The sequence below is a fragment of the Hyphomonas sp. BRH_c22 genome (assembly GCF_000961795.1).
In the GTDB taxonomy this organism is placed as follows: Bacteria; Pseudomonadota; Alphaproteobacteria; order Caulobacterales; family Hyphomonadaceae; genus Hyphomonas.
Genome location: NZ_LADU01000019.1, coordinates 58,629 through 81,231, shown reverse-complemented (window position 1 = coordinate 81,231; position 22,603 = coordinate 58,629). Strand labels below are relative to the sequence as shown.

The following is a 22,603-nucleotide window of genomic DNA, read 5'->3' as shown; positions in this document are numbered from 1 at the left end:
CCGCGCCTCCTGTCGGAACTGGACGCGGCCGGCCTGCAACGCGAGACCGTTCGCCTTCATGTTGGCCTTGGAACATTCAAGCCACTCGAAGCGGCACAGCTGGAAGCCAACCGCCTCCACGCCGAATGGCGCCGCCTGACGCCGGAAACCGCTGGCCGGCTCAACGCCGCACGCGCCGCAGGCCACCGCTGCGTCCCCGTCGGAACCACGGCGATGCGCACGCTTGAAAGCTGCGCCACCCCCTCCGGCACCCTCGTCCCTGCCACCGGGCCCACCGACATCTTCCTCAAGCCCGGCGATGCCGTGAGCGCCACCGATGCCATCGTCACCAATTTCCACCTGCCGGGTTCCAGCCTTTTCATGCTGGTCTGCGCACTGATGGGAACGGACGTGATGCAGGCGGCCTATGCGCATGCGATCGCATCAGACTATCGCTTCTATTCCTATGGCGACGCCTGCCTGTTGCTGCCCTAGGAAACCGACTGCGCGGCCGGCCCGCGCAACTCTTCCATCGAGCGGATCGCCTTGGCTGCGGTGATGCGTGCCAAGTGGCGGCCCTTCTCGTCGCGCCAGTCCGCTTCGACCAGACCGGTCGTCCTGCCCCGGCTCACCAGGCGGCCTTCAATCGTGATCAGGCCGTGCGGCACGGGCCGCAGGATGCGCGTCTGCAGCTCCATCGTCGTGAACCACTCGCCATCCTCCAGCGCGCTGGCCATTGTCATCGACACGATATGGTCCGACAGGCCGGCAACCCAGCCGCCAAACACCCTTTGCTCGCCGATGTCGCGCGAGCCGTCATTCGGCCACTCATACAGGGTGTGCCCGTAGGAGACCTCCTTCAGCCAGAGATCGGGCCGGATGCCGAGATTCCTGATCCCGGCGGGAAAGTCCCACAAGCCATTTTTCAGGCGGTCAAAGAATTCGGTCTGCTGGGCAGACATGTCAGTGCGGCTCATGCGAGTCGGGCTCCGTTCGGGACTGGAAAATCTGGTGAGAACAATACAATCGAATTGTCAGCATCCGGAAATCCAAGCGTCAGGACTTCCGACATGAACTTGCCGATCTGGCGGGGCGGAAAGTTGACCACGGCGGCAGCCTGCTTTCCGATGAGGGCATCCGGCGAGTAGTGCTCCGTCACCTGGGCCGAGCTCTTCTTCAGGCCCACGCCGGGCCCGAAATCGATGACCAGGCGCCAGGCAGGCTTGCGCGCGCCATCAAGCGGTGCCGCTTCGATGATGGTCCCGATGCGGATGTCGATTTCGCGGAACGTCGCGAAGTCAGTTTGTGCCGCAGCCGGGGAGCCCGGTTCGTCGGTCAGGTGCATTGCCGGCTCAGCATGTCGCTCCGCCGTCGACGACCATCATCTGGCCAGTCATGTAGCTGCCGGCTTTCGACGCGAGATAGCAGGCCGCGCCGGCGATTTCTTCCGGCTCGCCAATCCGTGCCATCGGCGTGCCGGAAAGGGCGCGCTTCAGGTTCTGCGGGTCTTCCCACAGGGCGCGGGCGAAGTCGGTGCGGATCAGTCCGGGCGCAATGCAGTTCACGCGGATATTGTCCTTGCCGTATTCGGTGGCCAGGTTGCGGGCAAGCTGGAAGTCCGCGGCCTTGGAGATGTTATAGGCGCCAATGATCGGCGAACCGCGCAGGCCGCCAATCGACGACACCAGGATGATCGCGCCGTCCTTGCGTTCCCGCATCTGCGGCATGCACATCTGGATCAGCCAGTGGTTGGAGATGATGTTGTTCTGCAGCACTTTTTCGAACTGGTCGTCGGTAATGCCTTCCATCGGGCCGTAATAAGGGTTGGCGGCGGCGTTGCAGACCACCACGTCAATCTTGCCGAAGGCCTTGTTTGTTGCATCGACCATGGCCTGCAGCTCTTCCTTGGAAGAGATGTTCGCGGGCACGGCAATCGCGGTGCCGTCACCGTGCTTTTCATTGATGGCGGCGGCCACTTCCTGGCACGGGCCGGGCTTGCGCGACGAAATCGTCACTTTCGCACCCTGGTCGGCCATGGCCTCGGCAATCGCCCGGCCGATGCCGCGCGATGATCCTGTAATGATGGCTGATTTTCCGGATAGATCAAACAGGCTCATGGCGCCGCTCCCTCGTGTTTTGCTTTGAGCGGGAGCGTAAGGCCTGCCTTGCGCAGCGGCTAGGGGTCACCTAGCGAAAAGTCGCGAATAGACGGGCACGGGCGCTTTGGCAGGGCGTTAACTCAGACGGCCAGCTGCCACTCGTTGATCAGAATTTCCGCCAGGCCCTCTGTACGTTTGCGCACCACTTCCGGCGTCCAGGCATCCTGGTCCATCAAGTCGCGCGTCAATGCGAAATCGGCGCCGCCGCCGCCATTGAAGTAAACCTCTTTCTTGGCGCGATAGTCGTGCCGGTCGGCCTTCTGGTTCACCTTGTGGGTCAGCAGCACGAAATTACCGAGCGTGTCACATTGTTCGCGGCGTTTGGCGGGGTCCGGCCAGGTGATCATCCAGTGGCTGTCTTCCTGCACACTGCGGGGCAGCACATGCTCGACGGTCGCATCGGATTCCGGGGGGATGGTAAAGCCGTCGTCCAGCGCCGCATTCAGGCGCAAGGCCATGGCCCGGCGCTGGCCGAAGGTCGCGAAACGTCCCAGCAGGCGTTCGTGCACCTTGCGGGCCTCATCCTTCGTGATGGCAAATGGCCCGTTCTTGGCCAGCAGCGTGCGTTCATTGGTAACGGCTTCGCTGACCTTGCTGAAACGCTTGTTGCGCTGGTCCTTGTCGTGGAGGATCAGCTGGATCACGTAGCCGAGCCGTTCCAGGCCCGTGAAGAATTGCGGAGCAATCGGCGAATCGATCCCGCGCTCGACCAGGAATTTGAGGGCAGGGGCACGCCAGCTCTGCTGCTCAAGCGCGCGCAGCTGGTTCAGCTTATCGGACACGAGCGCGGCATTCGGGCCATCACTCACCTTTGCCGTCGTGATCTGGCGATAGGCAGCGACATAGTTCGGCAGCAGGTCATCGAGGAATTTGCGCGGATCGATTTTCGACAGGACGGCTTTCTGGAAACCGGCAACAAGGTCGCCCTTCGGTGACCGGTCATGGATCGCGCGGATCTGCCGAAGCAGATCGTCAAAGGCGCCGCCGCCCAGAACCGCTTCATGCTCGGCCCAGCGTTCGGCATAGGCGTTCGCCTCCCTGACGGAAAACTTGGCCTTCTGGAACAGTTCGGTCTTGATGATGTCGTGCGCGTCAGGTTCCTTGCCGCGTGTATTGAGAACCCGGAACACCTTGAACCCCTGATCCTTGTCGTTCACCACAACCCTCACAAGCGCGCAGCCAGCGACGACCGTATCGGTCAGCGCGCGCCGCCGCTCGTCGGTCATCTTTTTCAATTCCTTGAGGATGGCGGTGGCATTTCCAACCATGCGTTGCTGGCTGTCGCTCTCGCCAGGCTCGTTCTCAAGGGATTTCGTGGCGCCGAGCCGCTGGATCGTGTCGCGGAAAAACGCGCCATCCATATAGTTCAGCGTCAGCCGCCAATTGGCAGCTTCGCCCAGCATGGGGCGGGCTTCGTCAGCGATCATGGCGTGCAGCGCGGCGGCGCGCTCCGCGTCCGTTTCCAGGTCGCGCAGCACGGCCAGAAGGATGGTCAGCGTGGTCAGCCGCTGCTGCCCATCAACGATTTCGACCATGCCGGTTTCGGCGCCGTTCACGAGAACGATCGCGCCAATGAAGTGAGGTATGCTGCTGTCGGTTGCTTCAGCGAGGTCGCCGAGCAAGTCGAGTGCTTCACGCTCTCCCCACGAATAACTACGCTGATATGGCGGCATGCACAGGCGTTCTCCCTGTCCGAATATGCCGCTAAGCGAGCTCTCCTGAGCTCGTACGCCTAGGCTCATCTCAATTCCCCTATACAGCCCACATCACTAGCCCTTGCCAAAGACCATCACAACGCGGGATGAACGGTTGGCAATGTGTTTGGTCAAAAGTGTGACGGGAGAGTAACGGTATGCGTCTGGTGAGGTTCCAATTTGATGACGAGGTGCATTTTGGTGCATTGAAGGCCGACTCCGTTGTGCCGCTTGCAGGTGACACGTTTGATGCCGCGCTGAAGGCGGCGCCGTGCGGCGACCCAATCCCCTTGAAAGCCGTGACGCTCCTCGCGCCGGTGCCAAAGCCGGGCAAGATTCTTGGAATCGGCGTCAACTACGCGGCGCACGCCGCTGAGAGCGTCAGCTTCGTCGACACGAAGAAGCCAGAGGTCCAGAAATGGTTCAACAAGCAGGTGACGGCGGTCAATGGCCCCTATGACGCCGTGCACCTGCCGAAAGTGTCAGAGCAGCTCGACTATGAAGGCGAGCTGGTGGTCATCATCGGCAAGCGGGGGCGCCACGTCCCGCCCGAGCGCGCCTTCGAGATTGTCGCCGGTCTCACCGTTGGCTGCGACTATTCGGTGCGTGACTGGCAGCGTGCCAGCCAGACCATGATCATGGGCAAGGGGTTCGATACGCATGCCGTGTTCGGTCCGGCCATCGTCACGCTGAACGAGATTACCGACCTGCCGTCACTGGAACTGCGCACCTTCGTCAACGGCGAGCCGCGGCAGGTGGGTTATGTCCGCGACCAGATTCATGACATCGCCGCACAGATCGCCCACCTCACCGCCGCGTTCACGCTCGAGCCGGGCGACGTGATCTTCACCGGAACGCCGGCCGGGGTCGGCGCCGGCCACACGCCGCCCAAATGGCTGAAGGCGGGTGATCGCGTACGCGTCGAAATCGACGGGCTGGGTTTCATCGAAAACGAAATCGTAAGGGAACCGGGTGAGACCATCATCGCCTAGTCCGGAGTTTCCACGCATGCGCATCCTGTTTCTGCTGGCCGGTCTTGTGACGGCGGCCTGCAGCGGCCCTGCCGCACCCCTGACACCCCCTGACACCCCCCGCACCATCACCAGCACCGACTTCGCCCTGCTGCCTTGCGCCCCTGCCACCGCCCCGAATCCCTGCGTTCTCGTGATGGCGGGCGGCAAGCGTGTCCTTTTTGGAACACCTGCCGGTGTCGTGCATGACATGAGCCCCGAACATCTTCGGAATCTCGATGCCGTCATGCTGTTCTCGCTGCGCGGCGAGGATCTTGAAGGCCTTGACGATGTGCGCAATGCCAGCTGGCGGGCAGGGCATGAATCCCAGCTCCGCGTGTCCGGCCCGGGGGGCACGAGCGACGTTCTCGCCGCCATCAACAAGGCCTATGAAGCGTCCGACGCCTTCACCTTTGTCGAACAGTCACCGGCCGGCGGATTCAACGCGGCAATCCTCAAGCCGCTACCGGGGGAACGGGACACGAAGGCCAGCGTATTCAACACCGGAGACCTGGTCGTGACCCACCTCGTGAATGACAAGGACCGGGTCGGATACTGGGTTGATTACAATGGGATTCGCCTCGTGATCGAGCCGTGCGGCATGACCCAGGCGTCGCAGTTTGCAGGGGAGGCGCACCTCGCCGTCGGCTGTCCGGGCGCCGATCTCTCCTGGCCCGTTTCGGACGTGGTTTTTATCGATCAGGGAAAGCGGAAAAAGGGCAGCAAGGCCCCGTAAGACAACCGCCCGCCGCCTTGCTGCAGAGCCGCGCGCTCCCTCGTTTCGGCCAATCGAATGTCCAGGGACTGGCACGCACGGATGCCGACGTCCTAAACCTTTGTCTAGTGCCGTGAGACGTGCCATGACTGTGACATAAAAAAGTCTGTGACCTAACCGCAACGCTGGACTGTGCCGGGATTGTCGGAGATGCCAAATCAGGCCATTTCCACGCAATTCGTTAACCAATGGGGCTTATTTGTTAAGGTTGATGGAATGAATTGGGTGCTGAACGTATGACATTTGTCCTGTTCCTGCTGTACATCGCAATAGGCAGCGGCGTCGGCTATGGCGTTAATACCTATGCGGGTTTGAGCCTGCCGCTGTCGATCGCCAGCGGGGCAATCGTTTCGGTGATTCTCGCCCAGATTCATGTCCTGACCGCCAGCAGCCGTTCCAGCCGCCAGCTCGACGAGCGCATGGATCAGGTCGAACGCCGGACCCGCGACACGGCAGAGCGGGTCGATGTCATCGATGCACGCACCGACGCCGTCGAGGCGACCGTCAAGCATGAGCTGACCGAGCGCCGCGATGCGCTGGTGACAGAGATGAAACAGCTCGAGGGCCTGATCGACCGCCTGTCGCGAAGCTTCGAATCGAAACTGGCCGAACCCTCGATCGTTTCCTCTGTCGCGCCGCAGGAAGATGCCATTCTGCGCGATGTGAAGGACGCCCTGAGGGATGGCCGGGTTGACCTGCACCTTCAGCCCATCGTCTCGCTGCCCCAGCGGCGTGTGTCGTTCTACGAAGGCTTCACGCGCCTTCGCCGGCCCGACGGATCGCTCATCCTGCCGGCAGAGTTCCTGGATGCCGGCCGCCGCGCCAACCTGATGGGAATCATCGACAATTTTACGCTGTTCCGCTGCGTCCAGATCGTCCGCCGCCTCGCCGAGCGCGACCGCCGTGTCGGCGTGTTCTGCAATATCTCGGCGTCCTCGCTGGAGGACACGGCCTTCTTCCCCATGTTCCTGCAGTTCATGACCGAGAATCGCGACCTGTCGGGCGCGGTCATCTTTGAAATCCGCGCGGATCGCTTTGAAACGCGGTCGCGGACAATGCGGGACAATATGGACCGCCTCACGGCGCTCGGCTTCCGCTTCTCGATCGATCACGCCACTGACCTGTCGCTCGACCTGCCGCGCCTGCAGGCAGCCGGTGTACGCTTCGTCAAGATGAATGGCGCGACGCTGATCGACCAGTTGCGCGACCCGCATGGCGCGCGTCCGGTTTCGTCCATCAACCGGCGTGTCGATGGCGAAGAAGTCAGCGCCGTCTTCTCCCGGTATGGCATCACGATGGTCGCCGAAAAGATCGAGGACGAGGCCAGCGTGGTCGAGATCCTCGAATATGATATTCCATATGGCCAGGGCCACATCTTCGGAGCGCCGCGCCCGATCAAGGCCTCGCTCATGGAAGAGACCGCGCCGCCACTCGCCCTGATGGAACGCCTGTCCAGCTTCGGCTGAGCCCGGCCGGCATCTTTTTGCCCTAATCGTCATGCCTATTGCACCTGTCCGGTGATGACAGGAGCGGCTTCATGCGCATGATTACATTGGCTTTTATCGCACTTTGTTCGGCCTCTGCCGCCGCTGCCTGGACGCCGCCGGATGTGATGACCGTCAGCGCGATACTCCCCGGTCCGCAGGAATTCGAAGCGCCGCCAGCCCTTGAGGCCATTGAGGACCATTCGGTCGTCCTGCTGGACCTGACATTGTCGGTTGAGGCCTACCCGTCGTTCGAAAATGAAGACGGCACATATTCCAGGCTGGAAGGTGATTGCGACTTCGGCCTCTTGGAAGACGTCCGGATGATGTCGATCCCAACCGGCTCGAATCATCTGCTGATGTATATCCGCCCGGGTGATCCGGCCCGGTTTGCAGCCAATGGCGTGACCTGCGAATACATGCACAGTCTGCAGCTTGGCGAGAATATCGGCCAGGTTGTCACCGTCCGCGGCTGTTACCTGGCCAACGACCATGCCATTCCGACAGCCCGGCTGCTCATGCTGAATCCCTTGCCGGCGAGCGCGTGCGGGCTGACGCAATAGGCCCGGTTCCGATTGACCCCCGCTGCGGCGCAGCCTAGGTCGCGCCGCATGAGCGAACTTCAATTCCCTGCGGGCCTTTCCGCAATTCGCGGAGCCTACGACTCCATCCTGTGTGATGTGTGGGGCGTAATCCATAATGGCCGGGCGGCCTTTTCCGAGGCCTGCGCCGCGCTGGTCGCGTTCCGCCAGCAGGGCGGGCGTGTCTGCCTGATCACCAATGCGCCTGTGCCTAAGGCCCAGGTCATCCGGTATTTCGAGCCACTGGGCGTGCCGGCGGAGGCCTTTGACGATTGCGTGTCCTCCGGCGATGCCACCCGCGCCGAACTGATGCTGCGCCGCGACCAGACGGTCTGGCGGCTCGGATCGGACGAGGGCTTCGAGCATGACAGGTACCTGTATGATGGCCTCGACCTGACGTTTGACGACAGCGCCCGGGCGGACCTGTTGCTGTGCATCGGCCTGCGCGACCAGGTGAATGACCGCCCGGACGATTATCGCGCCGAGCTGCAGCAGGGCATCGACCAGAACCTGCCGATGATCTGTGCCAATCCCGACAAGCAGGTGCGCGTTGGCGGGAAACTCTACTGGTGCGCCGGTGCTCTGGCTGAGATCTACGAAGAGCTTGGCGGCAAGGTCATCTATCCCGGCAAGCCGCACGCGGCGATTTACAGACTGGCCGTCGAGCGGCTTGGCGAGCACGGCACGGACCCATCCCGCATCCTGTGCATCGGCGACAGCCCGGCGACCGACGTGCGCGGCGCACGGTTACAGGGATTTGACAGCCTCTATGTTGGAACCGGCCTGAAGGAGCACGGCGCCGATTTCGAGCGCGAAGTCATCGACCTGCTGGCAGATTATGGCGAGCAGGCCACCTATGCCATGTCCGGTCTAAGATGGTGACGTGGGCTGTGTGCCCGTGTATCGAGCTTTTCAGACCAATATCGGAGACCCGAAAAGAATGAGCGAGTTCAACGGCTTTAAGTACGAAGACCTGGAGATCGGCATGGCGCACGAGACCGTGCACACGATCACGGAACAGGATATCCAGCGATTCGCTGAAGTGTCTGGCGACTACAATCCCCTGCACATGGATGATGAATTCGCCGCCAAAACGGTTTTCGGACGCCGCATCGCCCATGGTGCGCTCACCGCCAGCTATATCTCCGGCATTCTCGGCAACAATCTGCCCGGACCCGGCGCGATTTTCATCGGCCTGTCCATGCGGTTCAAGCGCCCGGTCCATATCGGCGATACGGTCACTGTCCGCGCTGAAGTCGCCGAGAAGCAGGATCGCGGCAATCGCGTGACGCTGAAGGTTGATTGCACGGTTGACGGCAAGCGCGTGATTACAGGCGAAGCCGAAGTGGTTGCGCCGCGCCGGGAGGCCTGATGGCCGTTTTCGCCGATTATCGCGGACTGCCGCAAAGCGCCCGGGGCGCGTCTGTCGCCCTCGGCAACTTTGACGGGCTGCATGTGGGCCACCGGGCGGTGATCGACGCGGCCCGCAAGGCCGGTCAGGGGACGTTCGCGGTCGCGACGTTCGAGCCGCCGCCGCGCGCCTATTTCAGGCCGACCGACCCGCCATTCCGTATCTTCCGGCCTGAAAGGCGCAATGCCTGCATCCTGGCCGAGGGCGCCAGCACGGTTTTCGAGCTGCCGTTCAATGGCGAGATGGCGGCCATGACCGACGAGGCCTTTGTGCGGACAGTGCTGGTTGAAGGGCTGGGCGTGTCCCACGTTTCGGTCGGGTTCGACTTCCGCTTCGGACGCGGACGGATGGGCCATGCGGCGCGCTTGTCCAGCCTTGGGCGGGCGCTCGGTTTTGGCGTCACCATTGTCGAGGAAGTGCTGGAATATGGCGCCAAGGCATCGTCCACGGCGATCAGGCAGGCGCTGATGGCGGGTGAGCCGGAAGTGGCGGCGAGTATTCTCGGAGACTGGTGGATTGCTGACGGTCCTGTCGAGCCCGGCGAGAAGAACGGGCGCACGTTCGGCTTCCCGACGGCAAATGTTCATCTCAACGACCTGATTCATCCCCGGCATGGTGTCTATGCCGTGCGAGCACGCACGCGCGGGGAAACAGACTGGCATGACGGCGTGGCGAATTTCGGGCGCACGCCCACCACGGGCCTGCGTGACCCGCTGCTCGAGACCTTCATCTTTGACTTCGACAAGGACATTTACGGCGAATGGCTCGAGGTGCAGCTGATCGCCTACCTGAGGCCGGAACTGAAGTTTGACGGCGTCGATGCGATGATCACGCAGATGCACAAGGATGCCTCAGAAGCGCGCATCAGGCTGAAAGACGCTGCAGTCTCGCCCAATTAGGGCCCGATTTACCCGCAAGACTGATACTGTCAGCCGGAACGCTTCAAGGGTTCCGACGTTGGGAGTTCCATGCAGAAATTTCTCGCGCCTCTCGCCTTGTGCCTCGCGATACCGCTTGGCGCCATCGCCCAGTCGCCGGGTGCCAGATCGCCCGACATGACGATCGGATCGGTCAGCGCCGGCGATCTGCACATGATACTGGATGGCATGGGCGCCACGCTGACATTGACGGGCGTGAACGCCCAGCAGGCACCCTATGTTTTTGCCATCAGCAAGGACGGCATGTCTTTCGGGATTTATACTGCCTGCGCCAATCCTGACGGGACCGATTGCCGAGGTATTGAATTCCTCGCTGTGCTCGATTCAGCGCGATCAATCGAGGATATCAGCGCGATCGACCAGTCCTACGCAGCGGTCTCGGTTTACAAGACCGATGACAACACCGTCCACGTCTCGCGCTATGTCATCCTGGACCATGGCGTGTCATGGGCGAACCTTCTGGAGAATGCCGAAGTGTTCGAAGTGCTCAGCGCTAAAGTCGCTGCCGAGGTCAGCGGGCACGTCTCGGCGCAGGTCGCCCAGCCCGCCCAGGATAGCGTCAGATAGTGACAGGGCTTCTCCCGCCTGCTAGGCGGAAAACATGGCACGGATAGGCTGCATTCGAATTAGACACCCGGCGGCGCACTGACCCGGTTTGACGGGGCGGGCGAAGCCGGGAATTCATGCTGCAGAAAATATCCAGAAACCCGTGGCAATCCCGCGGGAAAACCGTATCAAGCCCACAGATACCGCAAGAAGCCATACAGACCCCATGACCGATTCCCTGACTGACCGCGATTACCGCGACACGCTGTTCCTGCCGACAACCGATTTCCCGATGCGCGGCGGCCTGCCGCAGCGCGAGCCGGAATGGATCAAGCGCTGGGACGCGATGAAACTCTATGACGAGCTGCGGGCCGACGCGAAGGCGCGCGGCGCGAAGCAATGGATCCTGCATGACGGCCCGCCCTATGCGAACGGGCACATCCACCTCGGCACGGCGATGAACAAGATCGTCAAGGACATCATCGTGCGCAGCCACCAGATGACGGGCCACGATGCCTCCTACCTGCCGGGCTGGGACTGCCATGGTCTGCCCATCGAGTGGAAAGTGGAAGAAGAATTCCGCGCCAAGAATCGCGGCAAGGATGATGTGCCGGGCGAGGAGTTCCGCGCCGCCTGCCGCGCCTATGCCGAAAAATGGGTCGAGATCCAGGGCCGGGAATTCCGCGCCCTCGGCATCGAGGGCGAGTGGGACAATCCCTACCTCACCATGAAGTTCGAGAGCGAGGCGACCATTGTCGCCGAATTCCTGCGCATGGCCATGCAGGGCGCGCTGGTGCGCGGCGCCAAACCGATCATGTGGAGCCCGGTGGAGCGCACCGCGCTCGCTGAAGCCGAAGTGGAATATTACGACCGCAAGGTGCCGGTGATCTGGGTGAAGTTTCCGGTGATCGGCATAATTCAGCGCACGTCTGGCCGCGCTGAAGATGTGGCTGCCGAGCAGGCCAAGAGCGACCTTGTGAAAAACGCCTCAGTGGTGATCTGGACAACGACGCCTTGGACAATTCCGGCAAACCAAGCTGTGAGTTTTAGTCGAGACATCAATTACGGTGTTTACCAAATTGACGAGGTGATGACGGAAGAGGAACTGGGCTTTCCTCCATATGCTAAGTCAGGCGAGCGTATGCTATTGGCAGATGATCTTGCTGAAAGTGTCATGCGTGACGCAAAAGTGAAGTCCTTCACTCGTGTTGATCAGGTCGATCCGGAAGGGCTTCGGTTGCTTCATCCATTGTTTGAAATGGATGAGTTTTTCACTCACTCAATCCCCATGCTTGCAGGCGATCACGTCACCGCCGATGCCGGTACGGGCTTCGTGCACACGGCGCCTGCGCATGGTGAGGATGACTTCAATGTCTGGGTGGGTTCCGGCCGCACGACGCAGGATATCCGCCAGATCGTCGATGCCGATGGCTGCTACACGCCGGACGTGCCGCGCTTTGGCGGTATGGATATCATCCGCACCAGCGGCAAGAAGCGCGGCGAGCCGGGCAAGGCCAATCAGGAAGTGATCACGGCCCTCGCCGAGAGCGGCAACCTGCTGGCGCGCGGCATCACGACGATCCGCGATGCCCACTCGTGGCGCTCCAAGGCGCCGGTCATCCGCCGGGCGACGCCGCAATGGTTCATCTCGATGGACAAGCCGGGCCCGAACGGCAAGTCGCTGCGCGAGAATGCGCTGAAGGCCATCGACGATACCGAATTCTTCCCCGCCGTAGGCCGCAACCGTCTGCGCAGCATGGTGGAAGGCCGGCCGGACTGGCTGATCAGCCGCCAGCGCAACTGGGGCGTGCCGATCACGATCTTTGTCGACAAGAGCGGCCAGCCGCACACGGCGGCGCTGCCCGCCGACACGGCGCAGGCCCTCAACGAGACGATCAAGGCTGCCATTGCCAAGGGCGGCGTCGAGGCCTGGTTCAGCACGCCTGCCGAAGACTTCCTGTCGCCGCACGGCCTTGCCGCCGCTGACTGGGACAAGGTGACGGACGTGCTGGACGTCTGGTTCGATAGCGGCACGACGCATGCCTTCGCCCTGCGCGAGCGCGGCATCATCGACGCCGAGACCGGCCAGGCCGACCTCTACATGGAAGGCTCTGACCAGCATCGCGGCTGGTTCCAGTCATCCCTTCTGGAATGCTGCGCCACGCGCGGCATTGCGCCCTACAAGCAGGTGCTGACGCACGGCTTCATCGTCGATTCCGAAGGCAAGAAAATGTCGAAATCGATCGGCAACACGATCGAGCCGGAACAGATTGCAAAGCAATACGGCATCGAGATCCTGCGCATCTGGACGGCGTCCGGCGACTATACCGAGGACCTGCGCATCTCCGACGAGATCATCAAGGGTTCGGTGGAATCCTATCGCAAGCTTCGCAACACGGTGCGCTACATGCTGGGCGCGCTGGATGGCTACACGGCGGATGAAGCGATTGCGGCGGACAAGATGCCCGGTCTCGAACGTTGGGTGCTGCACCGCCTGTCCGAACTCGATGCACAGGTGCGCGCCGCCTACAAAGTCTACGACTTCAAGAAGGTGATGAGCCTGCTCATCAATTTCTGCGGCGTGGACCTGTCGGCCGTCTATTTCGATATCCGCAAGGACAGCCTCTATTGCGACCCGCGTTTCGAGACAGCAGATGCCTGGGACGAGGCCACGGCCGCATTCGGCAATCGCCGCCGCGCCGCGCGCACCGTCATGGCGGCGGTGCTGGAACGGCTGCTGACATGGCTCGCGCCGGTCATGCCGTTCACGATGGAGGAGGCTTTCCTAGAGAGCCACCTGAAGGACCGCGCGGCCTCCGTGCACCTGCTGCAATTCCCGGACACGCCGGACGGCTGGCGGGATGATGGTCTTGCTGCGCGGTGGGAGAAGATCTTCACCGTGCGGCGCGTGGTGACGGGGGCGCTCGAGGTGGAACGCCGCGAGAAGCGTATCGGCGCTTCGCTGGAATCCACGCCGCGCGTGCTGGTTGCGGACGAGGCGCTGATCGAGGCCTTCAAGGGCGAGGATGCGGGCGACCTGTTCATCACGTCGGGTGCAGAGCTCATGCACTCGGCCGCAGGCGAAGGCGGCGGGTTCACGCTGGACGATACGCCGGGCGTGATCGTGTACCCGGTCAAGGCCAGCGGCGTGAAATGCCGCCGCAGCTGGAAATACTTCGATCCGGCAACCGCAGACACGGCTTTCCCGGATATCACGCCGCGCGATGCCCTGACGGTGAAGGCCTGGGATGCGACACATGACTGATGAGAATCGCTTGATTGGCCGGGCGGGGTCTGCAATCTGCTGACGATGAAGTTCAATCCGGCAAATATCTGGGCGCTGGCCCTCGTGCCTGTCGTCGTCCTGGCCGACCAGGTGGCGAAATGGCTGGTCCTGTCAGAGCCGAGATTCAACGCGCTGGCGTGCCTGGATGCGCCCACTATGTGCGGAACGATCCCCTTGCCCGGACCGATCGATTTCAGCATGCTGTGGAACCGGGGGATGAGCTATGGATTCCTGCAATCTGAAGGCATCATGCGCTGGGTGCTGAGCGCGGTCATGCTTGTGATCGCCCTCGGATTCCTGGTCTGGCTGATGCGCGCGGAGGGACGGCTGCTGAAACTGTCGCTCGCCATGGTTGTGGGCGGTGCGTTCGGAAACCTGATCGACCGGGTGCGTTTCGGCGCCGTTGTTGATTTTATCAACGCCAATGACCTGTTTTTTCCATGGGTCTTCAACGTCGCCGATGCTGCAATAAGTGTTGGTGCAGTCTTGCTGTTTGTCGACCAGTTCTTACTGTCGGGCCGAAAGCAGGCTAAAGCTTGAAAATTAATGATCAAACCGATGCCAAACCAAGGCGAGGACGCCCTATCATGATGAAACCTGTTCTTTTGATTGCAGCCGGGGCTGCCATAGCCGTGACCACAGCGTGCAGCTCCGGCAGCAGCGGTGCCCGCACGCCTGACGAATTCCGCGTGGTGACCAAGGCGCCACTGATCGTGCCGCCGGAATATGCGCTGCGTCCGCCGCAGGCTGGCGGCTCGCTGCCAGCGGAAGTCGATCCTTCCCGCACGGAAATCGCGACCGCCTTTGGCTCGACCATCGGCAAGGATGCCAGCAAGTCTGAACGCGCGCTTGTCGCAGCGGCTGGCGCCAATGCCGTCAACCCGATGGTCCGGTCGCAGGTCGACTATGAAGAGACCAAGACGATCCGGAAATCGACCGGTGTTGTCGATACGCTGCTTTTCTGGCGCAAGGACAATGCGGAAGACCTTGAAGCGGCCCGCACTGACAATGCCACGGGCGGCGGCGAGATCGTCATCGAGCGGTCGACCGGATCGGCCCGCCTGAAGCTGCCGGGAACCTGATCACACCGAACGCGGAATACCCGAGATGACGAGATGGAGTACGCCCATGAAACGGATTATCACCGGGGGGCTGCTCGCGGTCGCTCTCCTGTTCCCGGTTGCGCTGGCGGACGACGCCGCTTGGGCGCCGGAAACGTTCACGCTCGGCAATGGCATGGAGGTCGTGGTCGTGCCCGATCACCGGGCCCCTGTTGTCACGCACATGGTGTGGTACAAGGTCGGCGCGGTTGACGAAGCGTCAGGCAAATCCGGCCTCGCACACCTGTTCGAGCATGTGATGTTCAAGGAGACCGAGAAACTCGGGCCCGAGGAATTCACGACCATCGTGCAGCGCAATGGCGGCCAGCTGAACGCCTTCACCAGCTGGGACTATACGGCCTATTTCGAGCGCGTGGCCAAGCCGCAGCTTGGCAAGATGATGGAACTTGAGGCCGAGCGCATGCGCAACCTCAAGATCAATGACGACCCGAAGGGGCCGTTCATTTCCGAGCGCGATGTCGTCAAGGAAGAACGCCGCCAGCGCATCGAGAACAATCCCGGTGCGATCCTGCAGGAACAGGTGCTGTCGGAACTCTGGAAGGGGCATCCCTACGAGATTACCGTCATCGGCAAGATGGACGAGGTCGCCGCCCTGACGCCGGAAGACGGCATGGCGTTTTACCGCAAGTATTATTCGCCGGAAAACGCGATCCTCGTGGTTGCGGGCGATGTGACGAGCGATGAGGTCCGCACGCTTGCCGAGGCGACGTACGGCCAGATCGAACCCACCGGCACGGTGGACGGCACGCGCAAATGGGCGCCGGTTCCGCTGCTGTCAGAGACGCAGCTGATCGTGCATGCCGATCCCAAAGTGCGCCAGCCGATCTGGAGCCGGTATTATACCGGCCTGTCACAGACCCGGCAGCGGCGCGAATCCTATGCCCTGGACGTTGGTCTGGCGGTGCTGGGCGGCGGGATGACCAGCCGGCTCTACCAGGCGCTGGTCGAGGACAAGCAGATCGCCATAGACGTGAACACATATGCCTGGACAACGCTGCATGATGAAGGCCCGGCCGTCATCAGCGCCAGCCCGGTCGATGGCGTGTCACTGGATGAACTGGACGCGGCGGTCATCGCGAAGGTGCGTGAGGTGCTCGCCGAAGGCTTCACCGATGCCGAAGTGGTGCGGGCGCGCAATTCCCTGGCGGCCGAGGCGATCTATGGCCGCGACAGCCAGTCTGCGATGGCCAATACGTTCGGCTCCACGCTGGCCCTTGGCGGCACGGTGGATGACATCCTGAACTATCCTGATGCGGTCCGCTCGATCACGACAGACGAGGCCCTTGCGGCCGTTCGCAAAGTGTTCGGCGAGGACCGGCACTATATCGAATCCGAACTCGTTCCAGCCGAAGGAGACCAGTAGCATGACCTGCCTGAAGCTGATGATGGGGGCTGCAGCCGCGCTGGTACTCGGCGCCTGTGCGACCCGGCCGCTGCCGGAACCGGCCCCTGAGACACTGACCGACGTCGTCGCCGAACCGGCTTTGCAGGTCGATGTCCACAAGGGCGACTTTGCCGAGATCCAGCAATTCGTGACGCCCGGCGGCGTGTCCGTCTGGCTGGTTTCCGAACCGTCCATTCCCATCATCTCGCTGGAGATGGCATGGAAAGGCGGGGAGACGTCAGACCCTGAGGGACTGGAAGGCCTGTCCGATTCCGTTGTCTACAGCATGAACGAAGGCGCGGGCGATCTCGACTCGCTGGGGTTCCAGACCCGGATGGAAGAGCTGAACATGAGTTTCGGCTGCTCGACCGGCAATGACTGGACAAGCTGCTCAAGCTCGATGCTGACCGAGAATGCCAGCGAGGCCATGGACCTGATTGCCACGGCATTCGCGGAACCGCGTTTTGACACCGGCCCGTTCGAGCGGTTCCAGCGCGAGAACCTGATCGCCATCAAGCAGCGCGAGACTAGCGCGAACTGGCTGGCGCGCAAGGCGCTGACCGATGCGATGTATCCCGAACACCCTTATGCGCGGCAAACGAGCGCCGAAAGCATTGCTGCGCTGACGCCGGAACTTGCGCGCGAGCAGATGCGCAAGCTGATGGTGAAGGACCGGCTGCTGGTGACGGCGGTCGGAGCCGTGACGCCGGAAGCACTGGCGCCGATGCTCGACAAGGCCATGGCGGGTTTGCCGGACACGAGCGAAATCGGAACCGTTGCCGATGTTATTCTGCCAGCCTCCCTGGCCGATCCGGTCGTTGTCGACCTGCCGCAACCGCAGAGCCTCGTCTCCTTCACGGCGCCGGGCCTGGCGCGGGACCATCCCGATTTCTTCACGGCCTATGCGTTGAACTACACGGTCGGCGGTGGCGGCTTTGAAAGCCGCCTGATGAAGACATTGCGGGTCGAGAAGGGGCTCACCTATGGCGTGTACACCAGCCTGTCCACATCCGAACACCTCAACACGTGGAGCGGTGGCGGACAGACAAAGAATGAAAGCGCCAGCGAGTTCCTCGCGGGCATCAAGGATGAACTCGGCCAGTTCGCCACCGATGGCGTGACGGAAGAAGAACTGTCCGATGCCAAGGCCTATCTGACGGGCTCCTATGCGCTGGGCTTCGATTCGAACGCGAAGATTGCGGACCAGATGATGGGCGTGCGCCAGGAAGAACTCGGCATCGACTATTTCGACACGCGCAACGCCAACATCAATGCCGTGACGCTGGATGACGTGAACCGTGTGGCGAAGGCATACCTGTCACCCGAAGCATTCACCTATGTCATCGTCGGGCAGCCGGAAGGCCTTGAGTAATCAGTCCTGGGTCTTGCGCGGTGTGGCAAGACCCGGTGCGGCGATGCCGCGGACATAATCCCGGCGGAATTCATAGAGTTCTGCCGGACGTCCGCCCGTACTGGTTTCCAGGCGTCCCGTGCCGGCGACAAGGTCTGTCTTGTCCAGTGCCCGCCTGAAATTCTGCGTGTGCAGTGACAGGCCGAGAATGGCTTCCACGGTGCGCTGCAGCGCTGAGAGCGTGAAACGCTCGGGCAGCAATTCGAACACGACGGGCCGGTATTTCACCTTTCCGCGCAGGCGGGCGAGTGCTGTTGCGAGGATGCGGCGGTGGTCGGAGGCCATGGTGGCGCCGAGGTGGGTGTCGTGGTGGGGGAGGTCGGCGTCACGCGTGCATTCCGCCACAAGCCCGGCCTCGTAGAGAAGCTCATAGCGTTCCAGCACCCGTTCCTCGACCCAGCGAGCGCCGTCAAGCCCGAAGGCGATGCGGGCACGGTCGAGCCGTTGCTGGTTGCCGGCGGCCCATGTGTAGAGGTGGGGGGCGAGCTCGGCGTCGATAATGGCGGGGCGGCCGTTGCGATGGTCTTCCCACGGGAAGTAGCGGTACCAGCCCTGCCAGCGGGCTTCGAACGGGTCGCCGGTTGGTGCCGCTTCCGGCATCAGCGCCAGGTAGCCGACGGAGATGACCCGGGCAGATGGCGGGGCGTCGGCGAGCGTGGCTTCGGGTGTCTCGCGATCCTTGTCACCGAACGTATAGAGCTGTTCGACATAGCCGAGTTCGAACCCGGTCTGTTCGCGTACCCATCCGCGAAGGGACAGATCGAACGTGCGGTGGCGCTCAGGGTCGAACGGTCCGAAGGGCAGGGCGTCTTCACCGGTTTCCCGCTGCGTCACGAGCACCAGCGGCGTGTCGTCCTGCACGGCGACCATCACGGCCGATAGGCCAATCAGTACGGAATAGGTCATCGCCGTTTGCTCATTTCAAATTCATTGTGGAGTTGGCTGTAGCGGGCAAGGAAGGCGGCCTGCGCGTCGGGCACGGCGAGCGGTTTCAGCTTGAGGCGGATGCCTTCCGGCGGCGTGCCGAACAGCTTGTTGGATTCCTGTTCGGAAAAGCCCGCCAGCTGGACCGCCTCGAACCAGGCCGAGATATGGTCGGCCTTCTTGATCAGCTTCTTGAGCCGGACCGGCGTCACCGGTGCCAGTTCGAACCGGATATGGATGGCTTCCTGCAGGCGCGCCTCGATTGACTTGTAGCTTTCGCCGAGCAGAGCCTTGAAGGGCGAGATCATGTCACCGATAACGTATTCGGGGCTGTCATGCAGCAGGGCCGTGAGGCAGTCGCGCGGATTGAGGCCGGGCTGAAGGTGACGGCACAGCGATTCCACGACGACGGAATGCTCGGCCACCGAAAAGGCATGGCCGCCTTTGGTCTGCCCGTTCCAGCGAGCGACGCGGGCGAGGCCGTGTGCGATGTCCTCGATCTCGACATCGACGGGAGAGGGGTGGGCAAGGTCGAGCCGTCGCCCCGACAGCATGCGCTGCCAGACGCGAGGAGGTTTAACAGAACGCTTCAGGGGAGTGCTCATCAGGGCCATCTTTAAGCTATTGGTAGCAAGGGTAAAGAAACGGAGGCGTGCCGGTTACGAAGTGACCCCATTTCTGCCTTGATTGGCAAATGCGGTGTTAAGTCCTTTGCGGCATAAGCATTGCATATCACAGGCAGCAGGCCGCTTCTCAAATTCCGGCCGGGCAAGGACCAGACATGATCGACATGATGACCCAGTTCGTTTCCGGCCAGACGCTGCCATTCTGCGTATTGCTCGGCGGCTGTATCATCGTTGTCGTCGAAGCCTTCCGTGCCAGCCGGCGCGCCCTGTGGGGCGACATGTTCGCCGAAGACCTCGAAGAATAGGCTGGCGCCTCAGGCCGTCTTTTCGACGAAGACCGATCCGGCTGAATACCCTGCACCGAACGAACAGATCAGGCCCTTTTCACCGGGCTTTAAGTCGCCTGAATGCTTGTGAAAGGCGATGATAGACCCTGCCGAGGACGTATTGGCATAGGTGTCGAGCACGGTGGGGCTTTCATCTTCTGTCGCTTCGTGCCCGAGGACCTTTGACGCGATCAGGCGGTTCATGTTGGCATTCGCCTGGTGCAGCCACATGCGGCGCAGGTCAGAGCCCTGCAAGCCAAGCTCGCCGAGATGCTCGGCAATCATGTTGGCCACCATCGGCACCACTTCGCGGAACACCTTTCGGCCTTCCTGCATGAACAGCTTGTCGGGCGCGCCGATGCCTTCCGGGGCAGCGCGGTTGAGGAAGCCGAAATTGTTGCGGATATTGTTCGAGAACTCGGTCTTCAGTTTCGTGCCGAGGATTTTCCAGTGCCCTGCCGGCGCAATGCTTTCTTCCTCGACCAGAACAGCCGTTGCCACGTCACCGAAGATGAAGTGGCTGTCGCGGTCGGTGAAGTTGAGGTGGCCGGAGCAGATTTCCGGATTGACCATCAGGACAGACCGGGCGCTGCCGCTGCGGATGAAGTCTGCCGCCGTCTGGATGCCGAACGTGGCCGACGAGCAGGCGACATTCATGTCGAAGGCGAAGCCGCCGCATCCGAGCGCGTTCTGGATCTCGACGGCCATGGCCGGATAGGCGCGCTGCATGTTCGACGCAGCGCAGATGACGGCGTCAATGTCTTCCGGCTTGCGGCCGGCGCGCTCAAGCGCATCGCGCGCTGCCAGAACGGCCATTTCGGCCATGACCGAAATCTGGTCATTGGGGCGCTCATCGATCCGCGGGGCCATCGTTTCAGGGTCGATGATGCCTTCCTTGTCGATCACGAAGCGCGACTTGATGCCGGACGCCTTTTCGATGAACTCGACGGAGGAATGGGTTTTCGGATCAACGGTGCCCGCCCCGATCTCGGCGGCATAGGCGACATTCCAGCTGTCGGCCCAGGCATTGTAGCTTTTGACGAGTTCTTCGTTGGAAATCGAATGCGGTGGCGTCCACAGGCCGGTCGCCGATATGACTGCAGTTTTCATCTTGCCCTCAGGGTGAGCGCAGCGGGGTCTGCGCCTCGAATGGTCGCTAATTCAATGTACTAGGTTTAAACCGCGTTGGGCTCAGGGTCGAGAGATGACTTGCAGACGGTCATTTCGGCCAAGTCAGGCCGGAATCAGTTGTCTGCCGGGCCGCCTCGGGCGGAACGCCGTGGGCTTCGGCCTGCGCCTGGCGGTCCTCGGCCTCCTGCCGCCGGGCCTGGAGGCTCTCGGCTTCGGCCCGGTCGGCGGCTTCCATCAGCGCGATCTGTGTCGTGATGCAGGACTCGCGGGCGTCAGGCCCCGGAGAGTTGGCGCACCGGTTCCAGGCGACCTGCTTGCGGTAGTCCGCGCCGGATGTGGCGGTGCAGGCCGCGAGCAGCGGCAGGCTGGCGAGTGTAATGATGACAAGGCGTTTCATGATCGGGACTTCTGTACAGCTTTATGACGCGGGCAAGTTACATCATGGTCATTCACCATGCCGACCGCCTGCGCCCATGCGTAGACAATCGTGGGACCGACAAACTTGAAACCCCGTTTCTTCAGGTCCTTGGACATGGCGGCCGACCAGTCGGTGAATGTCGGGGCCTGCCGGAAACTTTTCCAGCGATTGACGATGGGCTGGCCGCCCACCCAGTTCCAGCAATAGTCCGAGAAATCCTCTCCCGCTTCGGCCATGTCCAGGAAGGCGCGCGCATTGCCGATCGTGGCGTCGATCTTTTTCGGACTGCGGATGATGCCCGGATTCTCAAGTGCTTTGGCGATGCGGGCCGGTGTCCAGCGGACAAGGCGCTCGGGGTCGAAGCCGTCGAATTCCGCGCGGATGGAGTCGCGTTTGCGCAGGATCGTGATCCAGGACAGCCCGGCCTGCATGCCGTCGAGCTGGAGTTTTTCCCACAGCGCGCGCGGGTCGCGCTCCGGCACGCCCCATTCCGTGTCATGGTAACCGCGGTAGAGGGGGTCATCGAGCGGGGCCCAGGCACAGTGGAGGGTGTCAGTCATTGGCGGCCGACAGGGCGATGAGTTCGAGGTCCAGCCAGGCCGGACGGTCGATGGTGATGGGGCGGCCGCCGCAGGTGAATGCGTGGCCGGCGGCTTCGGCCGAGACGAGCCGGTCGGTGCGCAGGAGCGCCAGGCCATGCGTGCCTGACACGCTGGAAATGGTGCCGATGGAGGAACCTGCCAGCACGTCAGCGCCCACTTTCAGGCCCTCGCCGTGAACCGGCAGGGTGCGCTTGCGGATCTTGCCCTTGCGCTTCATGCGGCTGGCCACTTCCTGGCCGACAAAGCAGCCTTTCTTGTAGTCGATACCGCCCATGACGTCGAGGTTGACGTCCGTGGGGAAGACTTCCGATGCGCGGTAATCGGCGCCCCATTCGGGCACGCCGGCGGCGATTCGGGCGGCGTGCCATTCCTCGCGGGGCATTTCGAGGCCGATCTCGGCCTTCGGCGATATGGCGCGGTGGGGGAGCTGGGCGGAGCGGACATCGGCCCAGCTGCCTTCGGTGACGACATCATCCGTCAGGCGCTCGATCACCACGTCGGAGCGCAGGCGGAACAGCTTGAGCCGCTTTTCCAGGTCATCCGCCGCGCCGCTGTGCACATCGAGATAGATGTTGTCGAGCGACAGCATGGCCAGGTAATCGGCGACAATCTTGCCCTGGGGGGTCAGCAGCGCGCCATAACGCATCTCGCCGGTGTTCCAGTTGTCGACGGAGTGCGTGACCGTGCGCTCGAGCAGGGCCAGCATGTCCGGGCCGGACAGGCGGATGATGGATCGGTTGGGAATGATGCGTTTTGACATGGGGGCAACCTAGTGGGCGCTGACGGGTTTGTCAGTG

At 62.3% G+C, this 22,603-nt stretch carries 25 protein-coding genes; 15 read left to right on the top strand and 10 right to left on the bottom strand.

Features of this window, described 5'->3' with window-relative positions; translation table 11 throughout:
- Positions 1–474 (top strand): S-adenosylmethionine:tRNA ribosyltransferase-isomerase (locus VR74_RS03050; RefSeq protein ID WP_045694304.1); only part of this gene is annotated, 474 nt, incomplete at its 5' end.
- Here VR74_RS03050 and VR74_RS03045 read toward each other — a convergent pair.
- The 4 genes from VR74_RS03045 to VR74_RS03030 form a co-directional block, all read right to left on the bottom strand.
- Entirely contained in the window at positions 471–956 is a 486-nt protein-coding gene (locus VR74_RS03045; protein WP_045694302.1) for a PaaI family thioesterase, read from the bottom strand. The two genes, VR74_RS03050 and VR74_RS03045, sit on opposite strands and share 4 nt — an antisense overlap.
- Positions 953–1,324: a tRNA-binding protein gene (locus VR74_RS03040; protein ID WP_045694301.1), complete on the bottom strand. Its 372-nt coding sequence runs from the start codon at positions 1,322–1,324 to the stop codon at positions 953–955. The genes VR74_RS03045 and VR74_RS03040 overlap by 4 nt, the downstream gene beginning before the upstream one ends.
- Positions 1,325–1,331: 7 nt before the next feature.
- Complete coding sequence (locus VR74_RS03035; protein WP_045694299.1) at positions 1,332–2,096, bottom strand: SDR family oxidoreductase; 765 nt, start codon at positions 2,094–2,096, stop codon at positions 1,332–1,334.
- Positions 2,097–2,218: 122 nt separating this feature from the next.
- Positions 2,219–3,880, bottom strand: coding sequence for a DUF262 domain-containing protein (locus VR74_RS03030; protein WP_045694298.1), 1,662 nt, complete (start codon positions 3,878–3,880; stop codon positions 2,219–2,221).
- Positions 3,881–3,990: 110 nt separating this feature from the next.
- Here VR74_RS03030 and VR74_RS03025 point away from each other — a divergent pair, with 110 nt between their 5' ends.
- From VR74_RS03025 to VR74_RS02965, 13 genes are all read left to right on the top strand, one after another.
- Positions 3,991–4,824 carry a fumarylacetoacetate hydrolase family protein gene (locus tag VR74_RS03025; RefSeq protein ID WP_045694296.1) on the top strand — a complete coding sequence of 278 codons (834 nt, stop codon included), beginning with the start codon at positions 3,991–3,993 and terminating at the stop codon, positions 4,822–4,824.
- A 16-nt stretch (positions 4,825–4,840) separates the two neighbouring features.
- Complete coding sequence (locus VR74_RS03020) at positions 4,841–5,578, top strand: hypothetical protein (protein WP_045694294.1); 738 nt, start codon at positions 4,841–4,843, stop codon at positions 5,576–5,578.
- 275 nt (positions 5,579–5,853) lie between these two features.
- Positions 5,854–7,083 carry an EAL domain-containing protein gene (locus VR74_RS03015; RefSeq protein WP_045694293.1) on the top strand — a complete coding sequence of 410 codons (1,230 nt, stop codon included), beginning with the start codon at positions 5,854–5,856 and terminating at the stop codon, positions 7,081–7,083.
- Positions 7,084–7,154: 71 nt separating this feature from the next.
- Positions 7,155–7,664 carry a hypothetical protein gene (locus VR74_RS03010; RefSeq protein WP_045694292.1) on the top strand — a complete coding sequence of 170 codons (510 nt, stop codon included), beginning with the start codon at positions 7,155–7,157 and terminating at the stop codon, positions 7,662–7,664.
- A 48-nt stretch (positions 7,665–7,712) separates the two neighbouring features.
- Positions 7,713–8,564, top strand: a complete 852-nt coding sequence (locus tag VR74_RS03005; RefSeq protein WP_045694291.1) for a TIGR01459 family HAD-type hydrolase — start codon at positions 7,713–7,715, stop codon at positions 8,562–8,564.
- Positions 8,565–8,622: 58 nt separating this feature from the next.
- Positions 8,623–9,054 (top strand): MaoC family dehydratase, encoded by a 432-nt coding sequence (locus VR74_RS03000; RefSeq protein WP_045694290.1) that lies wholly within the window; start codon positions 8,623–8,625, stop codon positions 9,052–9,054.
- Positions 9,054–9,992 (top strand): riboflavin biosynthesis protein RibF, encoded by a 939-nt coding sequence (gene ribF / locus VR74_RS02995; RefSeq protein WP_045694289.1) that lies wholly within the window; start codon positions 9,054–9,056, stop codon positions 9,990–9,992. Before VR74_RS03000 ends, ribF begins: the two co-directional genes overlap by 1 nt.
- A gap of 69 nt (positions 9,993–10,061) precedes the next feature.
- On the top strand, positions 10,062–10,598 hold the full coding sequence (locus VR74_RS02990; RefSeq protein WP_045694287.1) for a hypothetical protein: 537 nt from the start codon (positions 10,062–10,064) through the stop codon (positions 10,596–10,598).
- Between the two features lie 205 nt (positions 10,599–10,803).
- Entirely contained in the window at positions 10,804–13,842 is a 3,039-nt protein-coding gene (gene ileS / locus VR74_RS02985; protein ID WP_045694286.1) for an isoleucine--tRNA ligase, read from the top strand.
- Between the two features lie 45 nt (positions 13,843–13,887).
- A complete protein-coding gene (gene lspA / locus VR74_RS02980) occupies positions 13,888–14,403 on the top strand; it encodes a signal peptidase II (RefSeq protein WP_299949449.1) in 516 nt (171 codons plus the stop codon).
- 47 nt (positions 14,404–14,450) lie between these two features.
- Entirely contained in the window at positions 14,451–14,945 is a 495-nt protein-coding gene (locus VR74_RS02975; protein WP_045694284.1) for a DUF3035 domain-containing protein, read from the top strand.
- Between the two features lie 46 nt (positions 14,946–14,991).
- On the top strand, positions 14,992–16,347 hold the full coding sequence (locus VR74_RS02970; protein ID WP_045694282.1) for a pitrilysin family protein: 1,356 nt from the start codon (positions 14,992–14,994) through the stop codon (positions 16,345–16,347).
- Between the two features lies 1 nt (position 16,348).
- Positions 16,349–17,740 (top strand): pitrilysin family protein, encoded by a 1,392-nt coding sequence (locus VR74_RS02965; protein WP_299949447.1) that lies wholly within the window; start codon positions 16,349–16,351, stop codon positions 17,738–17,740.
- On the opposite strand, the gene VR74_RS02960 is transcribed toward VR74_RS02965, so the two are convergent.
- Positions 17,741–18,685 (bottom strand): NAD regulator, encoded by a 945-nt coding sequence (locus tag VR74_RS02960; RefSeq protein ID WP_045694281.1) that lies wholly within the window; start codon positions 18,683–18,685, stop codon positions 17,741–17,743. It abuts the gene before it with no gap.
- On the bottom strand, positions 18,682–19,308 hold the full coding sequence (locus VR74_RS02955; protein ID WP_299949446.1) for an HD family hydrolase: 627 nt from the start codon (positions 19,306–19,308) through the stop codon (positions 18,682–18,684). The genes VR74_RS02960 and VR74_RS02955 overlap by 4 nt, the downstream gene beginning before the upstream one ends.
- Before the next feature lie 176 nt (positions 19,309–19,484).
- Here VR74_RS02955 and VR74_RS20425 point away from each other — a divergent pair, with 176 nt between their 5' ends.
- Positions 19,485–19,634 carry a hypothetical protein gene (locus VR74_RS20425; protein ID WP_299949444.1) on the top strand — a complete coding sequence of 50 codons (150 nt, stop codon included), beginning with the start codon at positions 19,485–19,487 and terminating at the stop codon, positions 19,632–19,634.
- Between the two features lie 9 nt (positions 19,635–19,643).
- On the opposite strand, the gene VR74_RS02950 is transcribed toward VR74_RS20425, so the two are convergent.
- From VR74_RS02950 to VR74_RS02935, 4 genes are all read right to left on the bottom strand, one after another.
- Entirely contained in the window at positions 19,644–20,765 is a 1,122-nt protein-coding gene (locus VR74_RS02950) for a beta-ketoacyl-ACP synthase III (protein WP_045694277.1), read from the bottom strand.
- 109 nt (positions 20,766–20,874) lie between these two features.
- The gene (locus VR74_RS02945) at positions 20,875–21,183 is read right to left on the bottom strand and encodes a hypothetical protein (protein WP_045694275.1); all 309 of its coding nucleotides are present in this window, start codon (positions 21,181–21,183) and stop codon (positions 20,875–20,877) included.
- Positions 21,180–21,764 (bottom strand): DNA-3-methyladenine glycosylase I, encoded by a 585-nt coding sequence (locus tag VR74_RS02940; protein ID WP_045694273.1) that lies wholly within the window; start codon positions 21,762–21,764, stop codon positions 21,180–21,182. The genes VR74_RS02945 and VR74_RS02940 overlap by 4 nt, the downstream gene beginning before the upstream one ends.
- Positions 21,757–22,566, bottom strand: a complete 810-nt coding sequence (locus VR74_RS02935) for a folate-binding protein YgfZ (protein WP_045694271.1) — start codon at positions 22,564–22,566, stop codon at positions 21,757–21,759. Before VR74_RS02935 ends, VR74_RS02940 begins: the two co-directional genes overlap by 8 nt.
- Between the last annotated feature and the right edge of the window lie 37 nt (positions 22,567–22,603).

Bases quoted from the DNA above. Each gene is read 5' to 3' on its own strand.
- VR74_RS03010 (WP_045694292.1), top strand. From the start codon at position 7,155: ATGCGCATGATTACATTGGCTTTTATCGCACTTTGTTCGGCCTCTGCC.
- VR74_RS02945 (WP_045694275.1), bottom strand. From the start codon at position 21,183: ATGAAACGCCTTGTCATCATTACACTCGCCAGCCTGCCGCTGCTCGCG.
- VR74_RS02975 (WP_045694284.1), top strand. From the start codon at position 14,451: ATGATGAAACCTGTTCTTTTGATTGCAGCCGGGGCTGCCATAGCCGTG.
- ribF (WP_045694289.1), top strand. From the start codon at position 9,054: ATGGCCGTTTTCGCCGATTATCGCGGACTGCCGCAAAGCGCCCGGGGC.
- lspA (WP_299949449.1), top strand. From the start codon at position 13,888: ATGAAGTTCAATCCGGCAAATATCTGGGCGCTGGCCCTCGTGCCTGTC.
- VR74_RS03045 (WP_045694302.1), bottom strand. From the start codon at position 956: ATGAGCCGCACTGACATGTCTGCCCAGCAGACCGAATTCTTTGACCGC.
- VR74_RS03030 (WP_045694298.1), bottom strand. From the start codon at position 3,880: ATGAGCCTAGGCGTACGAGCTCAGGAGAGCTCGCTTAGCGGCATATTC.
- VR74_RS03005 (WP_045694291.1), top strand. From the start codon at position 7,713: ATGAGCGAACTTCAATTCCCTGCGGGCCTTTCCGCAATTCGCGGAGCC.
- VR74_RS03020 (WP_045694294.1), top strand. From the start codon at position 4,841: ATGCGCATCCTGTTTCTGCTGGCCGGTCTTGTGACGGCGGCCTGCAGC.
- VR74_RS03025 (WP_045694296.1), top strand. From the start codon at position 3,991: ATGCGTCTGGTGAGGTTCCAATTTGATGACGAGGTGCATTTTGGTGCA.
- VR74_RS02940 (WP_045694273.1), bottom strand. From the start codon at position 21,764: ATGACTGACACCCTCCACTGTGCCTGGGCCCCGCTCGATGACCCCCTC.
- VR74_RS02965 (WP_299949447.1), top strand. From the start codon at position 16,349: ATGACCTGCCTGAAGCTGATGATGGGGGCTGCAGCCGCGCTGGTACTC.
- VR74_RS03035 (WP_045694299.1), bottom strand. From the start codon at position 2,096: ATGAGCCTGTTTGATCTATCCGGAAAATCAGCCATCATTACAGGATCA.
- VR74_RS20425 (WP_299949444.1), top strand. From the start codon at position 19,485: ATGATCGACATGATGACCCAGTTCGTTTCCGGCCAGACGCTGCCATTC.
- ileS (WP_045694286.1), top strand. From the start codon at position 10,804: ATGACCGATTCCCTGACTGACCGCGATTACCGCGACACGCTGTTCCTG.
- VR74_RS02970 (WP_045694282.1), top strand. From the start codon at position 14,992: ATGAAACGGATTATCACCGGGGGGCTGCTCGCGGTCGCTCTCCTGTTC.
- VR74_RS03040 (WP_045694301.1), bottom strand. From the start codon at position 1,324: ATGCACCTGACCGACGAACCGGGCTCCCCGGCTGCGGCACAAACTGAC.
- VR74_RS02950 (WP_045694277.1), bottom strand. From the start codon at position 20,765: ATGAAAACTGCAGTCATATCGGCGACCGGCCTGTGGACGCCACCGCAT.
- VR74_RS03000 (WP_045694290.1), top strand. From the start codon at position 8,623: ATGAGCGAGTTCAACGGCTTTAAGTACGAAGACCTGGAGATCGGCATG.
- VR74_RS02935 (WP_045694271.1), bottom strand. From the start codon at position 22,566: ATGTCAAAACGCATCATTCCCAACCGATCCATCATCCGCCTGTCCGGC.
- VR74_RS02955 (WP_299949446.1), bottom strand. From the start codon at position 19,308: ATGAGCACTCCCCTGAAGCGTTCTGTTAAACCTCCTCGCGTCTGGCAG.
- VR74_RS02990 (WP_045694287.1), top strand. From the start codon at position 10,062: ATGCAGAAATTTCTCGCGCCTCTCGCCTTGTGCCTCGCGATACCGCTT.
- VR74_RS03015 (WP_045694293.1), top strand. From the start codon at position 5,854: ATGACATTTGTCCTGTTCCTGCTGTACATCGCAATAGGCAGCGGCGTC.
- VR74_RS02960 (WP_045694281.1), bottom strand. From the start codon at position 18,685: ATGACCTATTCCGTACTGATTGGCCTATCGGCCGTGATGGTCGCCGTG.